The sequence below is a fragment of the Primorskyibacter flagellatus genome (assembly GCF_014638275.1).
GTDB lineage: Bacteria > Pseudomonadota > Alphaproteobacteria > Rhodobacterales > Rhodobacteraceae > Pseudooceanicola > Pseudooceanicola flagellatus_A.
This window is the reverse complement of sequence record NZ_BMFJ01000002.1, coordinates 365849-380007: the sequence shown is the minus strand read 5'-3', so window position 1 is coordinate 380007 and position 14159 is coordinate 365849. Positions and strand designations below refer to the sequence as shown.

The window sequence follows — 14159 nt, the reverse complement described above, 5'->3', positions numbered from 1 at the left end:
TCTCACGCAATCTCAACTTGAATGTGGCGGCGCGGGGCCTTTAGCCTATGTCGGCAGGTATCACCCTGTATCCGCGACCGGAGGATCCGCTGAATGCACCGCACCCCTTCCCGACACCTGTCCATGGCCCATACCAAAGCGGAACCGCTGAAACGGGCCGGGCTTCTGGGGCTGGGGGTTCTGACGGCGCTGGTGATCGGAACCGGCCTGCGGGCGGAAAGCCACGCCACGATGACCAAGGGCGAGGCGATTATCCAGTCGCACGGCTACAGCTTTTACGGCGACCTCGACTATCCCGAGGGTTTCGACCAGCTGAACTACGTCAATCCGGATGCGCCGAAGGGCGGGTATTTCGCCATCGACGCCTCGGGTACCTTCGACAGCCTCAACCCCTATTCCCGCAAGGGGCGTCCGGGGGCGATGTCGTCGATCATGTATGAATCCCTGCTGGACGAGAACGCGCCGGCGGACGAATACGGGGCGCAGTACTGTCTGCTTTGCGAAAGCCTGGAGTATGACGAGGGCAAGACCTGGGTCATCTTCCACATGCGCAAGGACGCGAAATTTTCCGACGGGACACCGGTGACGGCGCATGACGTGGTGTTCAGCCACGAACTGCTGCTGGAACAGGGTCTTCCCTCCTACGCGAACGCGGTGAAGCAGCGGATTCTGAGCGCGGAGGCGCTGGACGACTACACCGTGAAATTCACCTTCGCGCTCGACATCCCGCGCCGGTCCCTGATCGATCAGGCGGGCGGCGTGTCCGTCTGGTCGAAGAAGTGGTTCGAGGAGACCGGCGCGCGGCTGGACGAGCCGCGGATGGAGACATCGCCCGGTTCCGGCCCGTACATGATCGACAGCTACGACATCAACCGGCGCATCGTCTACAAGCGCAACCCGGCTTACTGGGGCAAGGACCTGGCGATCAACAAGGGCCGGCACAATTACGACGAACTGCGGGTCGAGTATTTCGCCGATGAAACCGCCGCGTTCGAGGCGTTCAAGGCTGGCGAATACACCTTCCGGACCGAAACGAATTCAAAACAATGGGCGACGGGCTACAACTTTCCCGCCGTTGAAAAGGGCTGGGTGAAGCAGGAGACGATCCCGGATGGCAACCCGCCGACCAACGTGGGTTTCGTGTTCAACCTGCGCCGCGAGCCGCTGAAGGACAAGCGTGTGCGGGAGGCGCTGGCGCTTGGCTACAACTTCGAATGGACCAACGAGAGCCTGCAATACGGCCTGTTCGACCAGCGGCAATCCTTCTTCCAGGGCACCGTGCAGGAGGCGAAGGGCGTGCCGGAGGGCAAGGAGCTGGCGATCCTCAAGTCGCTCGGCGACATGGTCCCGCCCGAACTGCTGACAGAGCCGGTGCGGATGGCGCATACCAGCTCCGCCGAGCGTGTGCTGGACCGGGGGAACCTGCGCAAGGCGATGCGGCTACTTGATGACGCGGGCTGGGCCGTCGGATCGGACGGCAAGCGGCGGAACGAGGCCGGGCAGACGCTGGATATCGTGATCCCGATCATTTCCTCCGGGTCGCCGACAATGGAAAGCCTGGTGCAGACCTATGTGCAGAACCTGCAGCAAATGGGTGTGAACGCGCAGATGCAGAAAGTCGACCCGAGTCAGTTCACCCTGCGCCAGCGTGAACACGATTACGACATGATCTTCTCGGGCTACCGGACCTTCATCGGGGCGGGCACGGGGCTGTACCAGCTTTACGGGACCGAAGCGAAGGACGACCTGTTCAACCCCGCCGGGGTCGCCAGCCCGCTGATCGACACGCTGATCCGCACCGCGCTGGAATCCGAGGAAAAGGAGACGGAGACCGCTGCGCTCACCGCGCTGGACCGGGTGCTGCGCCACGAATTCTTCATGGCGCCGGCCTACTACAAGGCAGACAACTGGCTGGCCTATTTCGACATGTACCGCCATCCGGAGAACATGCCGCCCTTCGCCGTCGGAGAGATGGATTTCTGGTGGTCCGACCCGGAACGGGCTGACGCATTGAAAGCCGAAGGCGCCTTGAGGTAAGTCCCCGGTATGGGAGCCTATATTCTTCGCCGCCTTCTGCTGGTGATCCCGACGCTGTTCGGGATCATGGTGATCAATTTCGCACTGGTGCAGTTCGTACCGGGCGGGCCGATCGAACAGATCATCGCGCAGCAGCAGGGGCAGGGGGATGTGTTTGGCTCCTTCTCCGGGTCCGGTAGCGACATGGGGCTGGAAAACAACTCGGCCAGTGCCGGGCCGCAGGGCGATTACGCCGGCGCTCGGGGCCTGCCGCCGGAATTCATTGCTCAGCTTGAAAAGGAATTCGGTTTCGACAAGCCGCCGGTGGAACGGTTCTTCACCATGATGGGCAACTACCTGCGGCTCGATTTCGGCGAGAGCTATTTCCGCAAGGCCGACGTGATCGACCTGGTGATCGACCGGCTGCCGGTTTCCATCACGCTTGGCCTCTGGTCGACGCTGATCGCCTACCTGATCTCGATCCCGCTCGGCATCCGCAAGGCGGTGCGCGACGGGTCGCGGTTCGACACCTGGACTTCCGGCGTCATCATTGCCGCCTATGCCATCCCCGGCTTCCTGTTCGCGATCCTGCTGCTGGTGCTGTTCGCGGGCGGCTCCTACTGGCGCATCTTTCCGCTGCGCGGCTTGACCTCGGACAACTTCGACCAGCTGAGCTTTTTCGGCCAGGTGAAGGATTACCTCTGGCACATTGCCCTGCCGGTGATCGCCTCCACCATCTCCAGCTTCGCAACGCTCACGCTGCTGACCAAGAACTCCTTCCTCGACGAGATCAAGAAGCACTATGTCATGACCGCCCGGGCCAAGGGCCTGTCGGAACGGCGAGTGCTCTACGGCCATGTCTTCCGCAACGCGATGCTGATCGTGATCGCGGGCTTCCCGGCGGTCTTCATCGGCGTGTTCTTCGGCGGGTCGATCATTATCGAAACCCTGTTCTCCCTCGAAGGGCTCGGGCGGCTCGGGTACGAGGCGGCGGTGGCGCGCGACTATCCGATCATCTTCGGGTCGCTCTTCGTCTTCGGCCTGATCGGGCTGGTCGTGGGGATCCTGTCGGACCTGATGTATGTCTTCGTCGATCCGCGCATCGACTTCGAGCGGCGGGAGGGCTGAGATGTCCGACGATCCGATCGAAGACGGCAACAGCAAGCTGCCGACAGGCCGGCCGGAGCGGGGCGTCGCGCCTGCGCCGAAGGCCGGATACGTGGATCACAACGATCTCTGGCTGACCGGCCGGATCGGTGGCGAGGTCGGTGCGCCTATCTCGGCGGATCAGGGTTATCTCTCTCCGCTCAACAAACGACGCTGGCGCAATTTCCGCCGCAACGGCCGGGCGTACTGGTCGCTGCTGATCTTCGCCGTGCTGTTCGGATTGTCGCTGTTCGCGGAGTTCATCGCCAACGACAAGCCGATGCTGGTGAAGTACCAGGGCAGCTATTATTTCCCGGTCTTCAAGTTCTACCCCGAGACCGCATTCGGCGGCGACTTCCAGACCGAGGCGATCTATCGTGACCCGGAGGTGAAGTGCCTGATAGAGACCGGCGGCATGGACGCCTGTTTCGACGACCCGGAGGCGCTGTTCGAAGACGCGCAGGACGGCGTGATCGACGGGGAGGAGATCGACAAGGGCTGGTCGCTGTGGCCGCTGATCCCCTATTCCTTCGACACGCCGGTCGAACGGTCCGGCGCCGCGCCCCTCCCGCCGAACGTCTTCGGCAGCTACACGGGCGAGGATGGCGAACGCCACTTCGGCCTGCTGCCCCCGGATCAGCGCGGCGCGAACCTGCTCGGCACCGACGACACCAAGCGCGACGTGCTGGCTCGGGCGATCTACGGTTTCCGCCTGTCGATCCTGTTTACCATCATCGTGACCACCTGCGCCTCTCTCATCGGGATCTTCGCCGGGGCGATACAGGGTTTCTTCGGCGGGCTGCTGGACCTTGTCTTCCAGCGGGTGATCGAGATCTGGCAGGGCGTGCCGCAGCTCTACGTCATCATCATCCTCTTCGCGATCCTCGGGCGCGGCTTCTGGCTGCTGGTCTTCCTGATGGTGGCCTTTGGCTGGACCGCCCTTGTCGGCGTCGTGCGGGCCGAATTCCTCCGCGCCCGGAACCTCGAATACGTGCGGGCAGCCCGGGCACTTGGCGTGTCGAACATGACGATCATGTTCCGCCACATGCTGCCGAACGCAATGGTGGCCACGCTGACCATGCTGCCCTTCATCGTGACCGGCACCATCGGATCGCTCGCCTCGCTCGACTTCCTCGGCTACGGCCTGCCGTCCTCCGCCCCCTCGCTCGGGGAAATGACCTTGCAGGCGAAGCAGAACCTGCAGGCGCCCTGGCTCGGCTTCACCGCCTTCTTCGTCTTCGCCATCATGCTCTCGCTGCTCGTCTTCATCTTCGAAGGCGTGCGCGATGCCTTCGACCCGAGGAAGACGTTCCAATGATGCTGGATGTGAAAGACCTGCGCGTGTCCTTCAAACAGGACGGCCAGCTTGTCCCCGCGGTCAAGGGCGTCTCCTTCCAGGTCGACAAGGGAGAGACCGTTGCGCTGGTCGGGGAATCCGGATCGGGCAAGTCCGTCTCTGCCCTGTCGACCGTGCAGCTACTTGGCGACAACGCGCATGTCGAAGGGTCGGTGACCTTCAAGGGGCAGGAGATGATCGGCGTCTCGCGCGCCGAACTCCAGAAGGTCCGCGGCAACGACATCTCCTTCATCTTTCAGGAGCCGATGACTTCGCTCAACCCGCTGCACACGCTTGAGAAACAGCTGGCGGAGTCGATCGAGCTGCACCAGGGCCTGCGCGGCGACGCCGTCCGCGCGCGGATCGTGGAGCTTCTGACCAAGGTCGGGATCCGCGATCCCGAAAGCCGCCTCGGCTCCTACCCACACCAGCTTTCGGGCGGGCAAAGACAGCGCGTGATGATCGCCATGGCACTCGCCAACCGGCCGGAGCTTCTCATTGCCGACGAACCGACCACCGCGCTCGACGTCACGATCCAGGCGCAGATCCTTGACCTGCTGGCCGAGCTGAAGGCGGAGGAGGGGATGGGCATGCTGTTCATCACCCACGACCTGAACATCGTGCGCAAGATCGCCGACCGGGTCTGCGTGATGAAGGGCGGAGAGATTGTCGAAACCGGGCCGACAGCAGACATCTTCGCGAACCCGCAGCATCCCTACACGCAGAACCTGCTGGCCGCCCACGCAACCGGCGCTCCGCTGGCCGCGCGGGATGATGCACCGGTGGTGGCCGAAACCGACCGCCTGCGCGTCTGGTTCCCGATCCAGCGCGGGCTTTTCAAGCGCACGGTCGGCCACGTGAAGGCCGTCAACGAGGCGACGATCAGCGTGCGGGCGGGCGAAACACTCGGCATTGTCGGGGAATCCGGATCCGGGAAGACAACGCTTGCGCTCGCCATCATGCGGCTGATCTCTTCTCAGGGCATGATCCTGTTCGACGGGCAGGACGTGCATGGCTGGTCCACCCGCGAACTCCGCAACCGTCGCGCGGACATGCAGATCGTGTTTCAGGATCCCTTTGGCTCCCTCTCTCCACGAATGACCTGCGCCCAGATCATCGCCGAAGGCCTCAGCGTGCACAAACTGCCGACCGACAAGCCGCGCCGTCAACTGGTGGCCGAAGTCATGACCGAGGTCGGGCTGAACCCCGAAACCATGGACCGGTATCCGCATGAATTCTCCGGCGGGCAGCGCCAGCGTATCGCCATCGCCCGCGCGATGATCCTGCGACCCAAGCTGCTGGTGCTGGACGAACCGACCTCCGCGCTCGACATGACGGTGCAGGTCCAGATTGTCGATCTGCTGCGCGGGCTGCAGGAGAAATACGGGCTGGCCTATCTCTTCATCAGCCACGATCTGAACGTGGTCCGCGCGATGTCGCACCGGGTGATGGTGATGAAGCAGGGCGACGTAGTCGAAACGGGCACGGCCGAACAGATCTTCACCGCGCCGCAGCACCCCTACACGCAGCAGCTTCTCGCCGCCGCGACGATGCACGCCTGAACGCGAAAGGGCGCCACCGGGGCGCCCTCTGCTTCGTCTTGCCAATAGTACTCCGGGGCGCGCCGCAGGCGCGGGGGCAGAGCCCCTCCGCCGGTTCGTTCAGAAGAACGCCTGCAACCCGGTCTGCGCCCGGCCGAGGATCAACGCGTGTACGTCATGCGTGCCCTCGTAGGTGTTCACCGTTTCCAGGTTGGCCGCATGGCGCATGACCTTGTAGCCGATCTGGATGCCGTTGCCGCCGTGCATGTCCCGTGCCACGCGCGCGATGTCCAGCGCCTTGCCGCAGTTGTTGCGCTTGATCAGCGACACCATCTCCGGCGCGGCCTTCGCCTCGTCGAACAGCCGCCCGACGCGCAGCGCGGCCTGAAGGCCAAGCGTGATTTCGGTCTGCATGTCGGCCAGCTTCTTCTGGTACAGCTGCATGCCGGCAAGCGGCTTGCCGAACTGCTTGCGGTCCAGCCCGTAGCTGCGCGCCTGCAGCCAGCAGTCCTCCGCCGCGCCCATGACACCCCATGCGATGCCGTAGCGGGCGCGGTTGAGACAGCCGAACGGCCCTTTCAGACCGGAGACATGCGGCAGCAGCGCATCCTCTCCGACCTCGACGTTGTTCATTACGATCTCGCCGGTGATGGAGGCGCGCAGGCTCAGCTTGCCCTCGATCTTCGGGGCGGAAAGGCCCTTCATCCCTTTTTCCAGCACAAATCCCCGGATCGCACCGTCATGGGCGTCGGACTTGGCCCAGACGACAAAGACATCGGCGATCGGCGCGTTTGAGATCCACATCTTGGAGCCGGTGATACGATACCCGCTGTCAGTCTTCACTGCGCGCGTCTTCATGCCAGCGGGGTCGGAACCGGCCTCGGGCTCTGTCAGGCCGAAGCAGCCGATCCATTCGCCCGACGACAGTTTCGGCAAGTACTTCATCCGCTGTTCTTCCGATCCGTAGGCATAGATCGGATACATCACCAGCGACGACTGGACGGAGCACATGGAGCGGAAGCCCGAATCCACCCGCTCCACCTCACGCGCAACCAGCCCGTAGGCGACGTAACCCGCGCCAAGTCCGCCGTACTGCTCGGGCACGGTCACGCCCAGCATCCCGGCGGCGCCCATTTCCGAGAAGATCTCGGGATCCACGCCTTCCTCGGCGTACATCTTCTCAACCCGGCTGGCGAGCCGGTCCTGAGAGAAGGCGCGCGCGGATTCGCCGATCATGCGCTCGTCTTCCTCGAGCTGGGAGTCGAGAAGGAACGGATCCTCCCAGGAGAAGCCGGCCATGTTGGGGCGGTCCTTGTCCTTGATGAGCGGGCGGTTCTCGATATCCATGGGTCTCTCCTTTATGAGTTTCAGGCGGACCGTAACCGTTTGTCGTTCTAATTGATAACGAGTATTGGTCCCAAGTTGATGAGTTTCATACATATATACCATGCGCCACGCCCACACCCCCACGATCGCGGAACTGGAAGCCTTCTGCGCCTGCGCGCGCAGCGGTACGACGATCCGCGCCGCGCAGACCCTGGGCCTGACGCAGAGCGCCGTCAGCCGCTCCGTCACCGGGCTCGAGGCGCGGCTCGGTGTGGCCCTGTTCGTGCGGGCGCGGAGGCGGATGACCCTGTCGGACGCGGGCCGGTCCTTCCTGCGGGAGGCGGAGCCGCTGCTTGACCGGCTGAACGAGGCCGCGACCTCGGTCATGGCCTTTGGCGGGCAGGCACGGGTGCTCCGGATCGCGGTCCTGCCGACCTTCGGGCGGCTCTGGCTGATCCCGCGGCTCAAAGGGTTTCAGGCGACGATGCCGGGGCTGTCCATCGACATGGCGGCGCGGCTTGCCCCGGTGGATTTCGAAACGGAGCCCTTCGACCTAGCCATCCAGCGGACGCAGCACAGGGGCGGCGGGGCCAATCACCTGCACCTCCTGGACGAGGAGCTGGCGGTGGTGGCGGCACCCTCACTCGCCTCGCCGGGCCTGTCGGCGAGGGAGGTGCTGCGCCTGCCGCTGCTGCAACAGTCCACGCGTCCTGCACTCTGGCCGGACTGGTGCCGGGCGGCGGGGCTTGATCCGCGGCAGGCGCTGCGTGGGGCGCGGTTCGATCATTTCGACATGGTTCTGGACGCGGCGGTTGCTGGCCTCGGCGTCGGCCTGGTGCCGGAAATCCTTGCCCGCGCCTCCCTCGCCCGGGGCGATCTGGTGCGCGTCGGGCCCGAGGATGTCGCAACCGGCCAGTCCTACGCGCTGTTCTTCCCCGACCGCAGCGCCGACCTGCCGCATTTCGCCCGTTTCCGGAACTGGCTGCGGGCGGAAATCGAAGGCATCTGGGCCTGACCCCTTTCATCTTGCCGCAAGTATCCCGGGGGTGAGACGCGCAGCGGCTCAGGGGGCGGCGCCCCCTACCGACGGAAGAGGGGGGCGCTGCCCGCCGGTCAATTTCCGGAGAGAAGAAGCAGGATGCGGAGTGGAGCGGGTTGCGTCGGGTCTGCGGGCGCGGCAAGGCTTGCCTCAGCGAAGGAGTGGTCATGACACCGAAAGACATCCCGGCCCTGCCGTATCGTCCCTGCGTCGGGATCATGCTGGCCAATGACGAAGGGCGCGTGTTCGTCGGTCAGCGCATCGACAACCCCGGCCCGGCCTGGCAGATGCCGCAGGGCGGGATTGATCCGGGCGAGGACCCGCGCGAGGCGGCGCTGCGCGAGCTATGGGAAGAGACCGGGGTAGTGGCCGAGATGGTGGAGATCGAGGCGGAGACGGCGGGCTGGATCCCCTATGACCTGCCGCCTGACCTCGCCGGAAAGCTCTGGAAGGGGCGGTATCGCGGACAGGAGCAGAAGTGGTTCCTGATGCGTTTCCGTGGCACGGATTCGGACGTGAACATCGCGACGGCGCATCCGGAATTCTCGCGCTGGCAGTGGATGGCCGCCTCGGATCTGGTGGACAACATCGTGCCGTTCAAGCGTGACGTCTATCGCGCGGTGCTTGCGGAACTCGGAGGACGGCTATGAAGGTTTTTGCGTTTGTCGGTCTGATGCTGGCGGCCGGTCCGGCGCTGGCCCTGTCCTGCATGCGTCCGGATGTGGCGATCAGCTACCGCGACGCGGCGGAGTCTACCGAGAGCTATCTGGTGGTGCTGGGGCGGCTGAGCCACGATGAGCCCGCGTCCGGCGAAACCATGCGCAGCCCAGACCGCGTGGACGACCCGCCAAAGACCTTCGAGGCGCGGATCGAGGGACATTTCCTCAACGGCGAGTCCTTTGGCGGAGAGATCGCTGTGCCGGTCACGGTCACCGTCGGCTGTGTCTCTGTCTGGTGTGCACCGGTGCCGCCTGCGGACGCGGAGGTTCTGGCCTTCCTGCGGCAGGATGCCGAGGGGTACTACCTGGACGTCGGCCCCTGCGGCGGGCGCTATTTCACCGATCCGACGCAGGAACAGGTCGACCGCGTGCTGGCCTGTCATGCGGGCGGCGACTGCGCGCCGTCCTGACCGCGGTCAGGTCCTGAAGTCGAAGAAGCCGGGACCGGCGCGCTCCAGCAACGCGGCGGCCATGGCGCGGCCAAGCTCGGCTCCGTCCTCGACCGGGGCGCTCTGATCGTCGCTCAGGCTCTCGGTGCCGTCGGGGCGCAGGATTTCGCCGCGCAGCCGCAGGGTGGTACCGTTCCTTTCCGCGAGCCCGGCGATCGGGGTTTCGCAGGACCCGTCCAGCGCGGCGAGGAAGGCGCGTTCGGCGGCCAGCTGTTCCCCGGTTCTCTGGTCATGGATGGCGTCCAGCATCGCGGCGGTGCGACTGTCGTCGGCGCGGCGTTCGATCCCGATGGCACCCTGCGCGACGGCGGGCAGCATGTCGGCGGGGTCGAGCGCGCCGCGGGCCACCTCGGGCCGGCCAAGACGGTTCAGCCCGGCCATGGCGAGGAAAGTGGCGCAGGCGACACCCTCGGACAGCTTGCGGAGACGGGTCTGAACATTGCCGCGGAATTCCACCACCGTAAGGTCGGGGCGGCGCACCAGAAGCTGGGCCCGGCGGCGCAGGGAAGAGGTGCCGACAGTCGCGCCTTCGGGAATATCGGCAAGCGCGGCGTGCAGGTTGGAGACGAAGGCGTCGCGCGGGTCCTCGCGGGGGAGGTAGCAGTCAAGCACCAGCCCCTCGGGCTGGAGCACCGGCATGTCCTTCATCGAATGCACCGCGATGTCGATCTGGCCGGTCAGCATCGCGGCTTCGATTTCGCGGGTGAACAGGCCCTTGCCGCCCAGTTCCTTCAGCGGGCGGTCCTGCACGCGGTCGCCTGTGGTCTGGATGACGCAGACCTCGAACGCGTCGGGCGGAAGATCGAAGGCGCGGGCCAGCCTGTCGCGGGTCTCGTGCGCCTGTGCCAGCGCCAGCGGGGAGCCGCGGGTGCCGATCTTCAGGGGGCGGGCCGGTGTGGGCAGGTCGATGGTCATGGCGGTGGTCTAGTCGCGGCATGGGGTCGCCGCAAGTGGGCTTGGCTTGACTTCGCGGCCCGCCCCGGCGACGAGGGGCCGGACGGAGGATGCGATGACTGACAAGACGATCCTGAGGGCGCTGCGCGGAGAGGTGCTGCCCGTGCCGCCGATCTGGATGATGCGGCAGGCGGGGCGCTACCTGCCGGAGTATCGGGCGACCCGGGCGCAGGCGGGGGATTTCCTGTCACTCTGCTACAATCCCGATCTTGCTGCCGAGGTGACGCTCCAGCCGATCCGGCGCTACGGCTTCGATGCGGCGATCCTGTTTGCCGACATCCTGCTTCTGCCGCAGGCGCTTGGCGCGGATTTGTGGTTCGTGACGGGGGAGGGGCCGCGGCTTTCCACTCTGACCAGCCGGGCGGAGTTCGACGCGCTGAAACCTGCCGAGGCCGTCCACGAGACCCTGTCGCCGATCTACGAAACGGTGCGGATCCTGTCTTCCGCCCTGCCGTCGGAAACGACGCTGATCGGGTTCGCAGGCGCGCCCTGGACCGTCGCGACCTACATGGTGGCCGGGCGCGGGACGCCGGATCAGGCCCCGGCGCACGCGCTGATGGCGCAGGACCGGGCGCTGTTCGCGTCGCTGATCGACCGGCTGACGGAGGCCACGGTGGAATATCTGTCGGCCCAGATCGAGGCGGGGGCAGAGGTGGTGAAACTGTTCGACAGCTGGGCCGGGTCGCTCAAGGGGCAGGATTTCGACGATTTCGCGCTGGCCCCGGCGCAGCGGATCATCGCGGCGCTGAAGGCGCGGCATCCGGGCATCCCGGTCATCGCCTTCCCGCGTGAGGCGGGGGCGCGCTACGAAGGGTTCGCGCGGGCGACCGGGGCGGATTGCGTGGCGCTGGACAACTCCGTCGCGCCGGACTGGGCGGCGACGCATGTGCAGATCGACGGCTGCGTGCAGGGGAACCTCGCCTCGTCTCATCTCGTGACAGGCGGGGAAGATCTGGTGGCGGAAACGAAGCGCATCGTGCGTGCGTTTTCCGGCGGGCCGCATATCTTCAACCTCGGCCACGGGATCACGCCGGATGCGGACCCGGACAACGTACAGCGGATGATCGACGCGGTGCGCGGCTAGACCGCGCTCACCGCCTTGTCGAGGCTGCGACGGGTGGACAGCTGGAGGTTCAGCTCGGCTCCGATCAGGATCAGGAAGGCGCTGATATAAAGCCAGATCAGCATGGCGATGGCGGCCCCGATGGAGCCGTAGACCTGATTGTAATTGGCGAAATTCGTCAGGTAGAGCGAGAATCCGTAGGACGCGACCGCCCAGAGCGCCACGGCCAGCCCCGCACCGGGAGTGATCCATTTCATCCGTTCGCCGCGGTTGTTCGGACCGAAGCGATAGATGACCGCAAGCCCCGCGAGCAGCACAAAGATGGCGGAGGCCCATCTGAAGGCCTCCACCATCATGGCGGTGATCGGACCAAGCGGGATGATGGTGAATACAATCGGCACGATGACGACGGCGGACAGGGTGACCATGGACACGCCGAGCAGGGCAAGGGTCAGGACAAGAGAGGCGAGGTAGTGGCGCAGGCTGCCCCGGTTCTGTCGTTCATGGATGGCGTTGAGACCCAGCATCAGGGCCGCCACGCCCGAGCGCGCGGACCAGATCGCCAGCATGGTCGAGATCAGGCCGGCCCAGCCCAGCTTGTCGCCGCTGGCGTTGGACAGGGCGTTGATCTGGCTGGCCAGCAGGCTGGTGACGTCGGGGGGAAGCAGGGTGTCCACGAGTTCAAGCTGTTCGATCAACACATGCGGGTCGGCGAGCAGGCCCCAGATCGCGATGACGGCGGCAATGCCGGGAAAGAGCGCAAGCATGGAGTAAAAGGCGACGCCGGCGGCAATCAGGCTGAGGTTCTTGTCGGCGACGCCGTTGGCCATGCCCTTAACGATCTGGAACGCGCGTTTCACCGGGACCCTTTCCTCATGACCCAAGTCTAGCTTCGGCGCGGCCGAGGGCAAGCGGGCGGGTGCTGCACGGCGGCAACGCAAAACGCCGCCCCTCGGGGCGGCGTAGGCGGTGTCGGTGTCGGCGGTCAGGCCATTCCGCGTGTGCTGCGCGGGCCGGCGAACAGCCAGATGATGAAGCCGAGCACCGGAAGGATGAGTACGAGAAGGACCCAGAGCACTTTCGATCCTGTCGAAGCCCGCGATCCGACAATCGATACGATGGCCCAGATGTCCAGGGCAAGGATGATGAGTCCGCCAATTCCAGAAATTTCCAGCATGATACACTCCGTCTCTGTTCGCGGAGTCAACGCCGACCGGCCCGCCAGGTTCCGGTTTTTCATGATTAATTGCAATGTATTAGGAGGGATATGACTGGCGGGGAGAGGTAAATCGGGGATATCCCCGCCAGTCATTGAGGGACAGGCGCTTGGGGACGCCTTGATGGTTAACGCGCGTTTTCACATCCGGTTCCCGCGTGCGCAAATTTTTTTTCGCCGGACGTGACCGGATGCTGCCCGAGGGAACCGAAACGCCTCACCGGCTGTTTGTCCCGCAGAACGCAGACTTTCGCGTTGATGAAAAATCGAAAGGAAATCCAATGCTTTATTGGGCCGTTACCTTCTTTATCATCGCCATCATCGCCGCCGTCTTCGGGTTCGGCGGCATTGCCAGCGCTTCGGCGGGGATCGCGCAGATCCTGTTCGTCATCTTCCTGGTGCTGTTCGTGATTGCGATGGTTGCCCGCGCCCTGCGCGGCCGCACGCCCTGATGCGCGCGCAGACCCAACATGAAAACGGGCGGTCCTTCCGGGCCGCCCGTTTTCGTCCGATCCTGTCGGAAACGTCAGTGCTGAAGCGTCTCGGTGGAGGCGAAGAACATCGCCTGGCTCGCGGCCAGACGCACCTGCTCTTCGGTGTAGGGCTTCGTGATGAGGAAGGCGGGCTCGGCCTTCTCTCCGGTCAACAGCCGTTCCGGATAGGCGGTGATGAAGATCACCGGCACGTCGCCGAGTTCGGCCAGCAGGTCGTTCACCGCGTCGATGCCCGAGGAATTGTCGGCCAGTTGGATGTCGGCAAAGATCAGGTCCGGACGTTCTGCCTTGCCAAGGGCAACCGCCTCGCTCCGCGTGCGGGCGACGCCGGTGACGGTGTGGCCCATTTCAGAGACGATGGACTGCAGGTCCATGGCGATGATCGCCTCGTCCTCGATGACCATGACGCGGCCGGTGACGCTTTCGGCCAGTTCGCGCTGCGCGATCCGCACCAGTTCCTCGGCCTCGGACCGGCCGATGCCCATGATCTCGCCGATCTGATCGGTGCTGAAATCCTCGATCGTCGCCAGCAGAAGCGCTTCGCGCGTGTTCGGCGTCAGGCGCGACAGGTGATCCTGCGCGCGTGCGGCAATGCCGCTTTCCTCGACCGCCACCGGGGCGCCGGAACTGGTCCATATCGCATGGAACGCACCGAACAGGGCAAGCCGGGTATTCTTGGTCCGGTCAACAAGGCCCGGATCCTCCAGCATGGCCTCAAGCGTCGCGGCCGCGTAATTGTCGCCCGAGGTCTGACTGCCTGTCAGCGCGCGGGCATATCGGCGAAGGTAGGGAAGTTCCATCGCCACGTTCATTGCAAAGTCTTCGGACCCCACCGTCTGGTTCATCGTGCAGTATGCCTT

14 protein-coding genes are annotated in these 14159 nt (G+C 64.9%); 9 read left to right on the top strand and 5 right to left on the bottom strand.

Annotated elements, in window-relative coordinates:
* The first annotated feature begins 123 nt into the window (after positions 1–123).
* Genes IEV87_RS16090 through IEV87_RS16075 form a run of 4 tightly spaced genes read left to right on the top strand, consistent with a single transcriptional unit; the run spans position 124 to position 6060 of the window.
* Positions 124–2037: an extracellular solute-binding protein gene (locus IEV87_RS16090; RefSeq protein ID WP_229737663.1), complete on the top strand. Its 1914-nt coding sequence runs from the start codon at positions 124–126 to the stop codon at positions 2035–2037.
* A gap of 9 nt (positions 2038–2046) precedes the next feature.
* On the top strand, positions 2047–3144 hold the full coding sequence (locus IEV87_RS16085; protein WP_188478840.1) for a microcin C ABC transporter permease YejB: 1098 nt from the start codon (positions 2047–2049) through the stop codon (positions 3142–3144).
* Position 3145: 1 nt separating this feature from the next.
* Positions 3146–4480, top strand: a complete 1335-nt coding sequence (locus IEV87_RS16080) for an ABC transporter permease (RefSeq protein ID WP_229737662.1) — start codon at positions 3146–3148, stop codon at positions 4478–4480.
* On the top strand, positions 4477–6060 hold the full coding sequence (locus tag IEV87_RS16075; protein ID WP_188478839.1) for an ABC transporter ATP-binding protein: 1584 nt from the start codon (positions 4477–4479) through the stop codon (positions 6058–6060). The genes IEV87_RS16080 and IEV87_RS16075 overlap by 4 nt, the downstream gene beginning before the upstream one ends.
* 99 nt (positions 6061–6159) lie before the next feature.
* Here the strand turns inward: IEV87_RS16075 and IEV87_RS16070 are convergent, their stop codons facing one another.
* Positions 6160–7386, bottom strand: a complete 1227-nt coding sequence (locus tag IEV87_RS16070) for an acyl-CoA dehydrogenase (protein ID WP_229737661.1) — start codon at positions 7384–7386, stop codon at positions 6160–6162.
* Positions 7387–7486: 100 nt separating this feature from the next.
* Here IEV87_RS16070 and IEV87_RS16065 point away from each other — a divergent pair, with 100 nt between their 5' ends.
* The 3 genes from IEV87_RS16065 (at position 7487) to IEV87_RS16055 (ending at position 9533) form a co-directional block, all read left to right on the top strand.
* Positions 7487–8380 (top strand): LysR substrate-binding domain-containing protein, encoded by an 894-nt coding sequence (locus tag IEV87_RS16065; protein WP_188478838.1) that lies wholly within the window; start codon positions 7487–7489, stop codon positions 8378–8380.
* Between the two features lie 191 nt (positions 8381–8571).
* The gene (locus IEV87_RS16060) at positions 8572–9054 is read left to right on the top strand and encodes an RNA pyrophosphohydrolase (RefSeq protein WP_188478837.1); all 483 of its coding nucleotides are present in this window, start codon (positions 8572–8574) and stop codon (positions 9052–9054) included.
* The gene (locus tag IEV87_RS16055; RefSeq protein WP_188478836.1) at positions 9051–9533 is read left to right on the top strand and encodes a hypothetical protein; all 483 of its coding nucleotides are present in this window, start codon (positions 9051–9053) and stop codon (positions 9531–9533) included. Before IEV87_RS16060 ends, IEV87_RS16055 begins: the two co-directional genes overlap by 4 nt.
* Positions 9534–9539: 6 nt before the next feature.
* On the opposite strand, the gene hemC is transcribed toward IEV87_RS16055, so the two are convergent.
* A complete protein-coding gene (gene hemC / locus IEV87_RS16050; RefSeq protein ID WP_188478835.1) occupies positions 9540–10487 on the bottom strand; it encodes a hydroxymethylbilane synthase in 948 nt (315 codons plus the stop codon).
* Between the two features lie 94 nt (positions 10488–10581).
* Here hemC and hemE point away from each other — a divergent pair, with 94 nt between their 5' ends.
* Complete coding sequence (hemE, locus tag IEV87_RS16045) at positions 10582–11610, top strand: uroporphyrinogen decarboxylase (RefSeq protein WP_188478834.1); 1029 nt, start codon at positions 10582–10584, stop codon at positions 11608–11610.
* Here hemE and IEV87_RS16040 read toward each other — a convergent pair.
* The gene (locus IEV87_RS16040; RefSeq protein WP_229737660.1) at positions 11607–12449 is read right to left on the bottom strand and encodes a YihY/virulence factor BrkB family protein; all 843 of its coding nucleotides are present in this window, start codon (positions 12447–12449) and stop codon (positions 11607–11609) included. The genes hemE and IEV87_RS16040 overlap by 4 nt on opposite strands.
* Positions 12450–12574: 125 nt before the next feature.
* The gene (locus tag IEV87_RS16035) at positions 12575–12766 is read right to left on the bottom strand and encodes a PLDc N-terminal domain-containing protein (RefSeq protein WP_188478833.1); all 192 of its coding nucleotides are present in this window, start codon (positions 12764–12766) and stop codon (positions 12575–12577) included.
* A gap of 320 nt (positions 12767–13086) precedes the next feature.
* Between IEV87_RS16035 and IEV87_RS16030 the strand changes: the two genes are divergently transcribed.
* Entirely contained in the window at positions 13087–13257 is a 171-nt protein-coding gene (locus IEV87_RS16030; RefSeq protein WP_188479490.1) for a DUF1328 domain-containing protein, read from the top strand.
* Positions 13258–13331: 74 nt separating this feature from the next.
* Here the strand turns inward: IEV87_RS16030 and IEV87_RS16025 are convergent, their stop codons facing one another.
* The gene (locus tag IEV87_RS16025; RefSeq protein ID WP_188478832.1) at positions 13332–14144 is read right to left on the bottom strand and encodes a response regulator; all 813 of its coding nucleotides are present in this window, start codon (positions 14142–14144) and stop codon (positions 13332–13334) included.
* Positions 14145–14159: the final 15 nt, after the last annotated feature.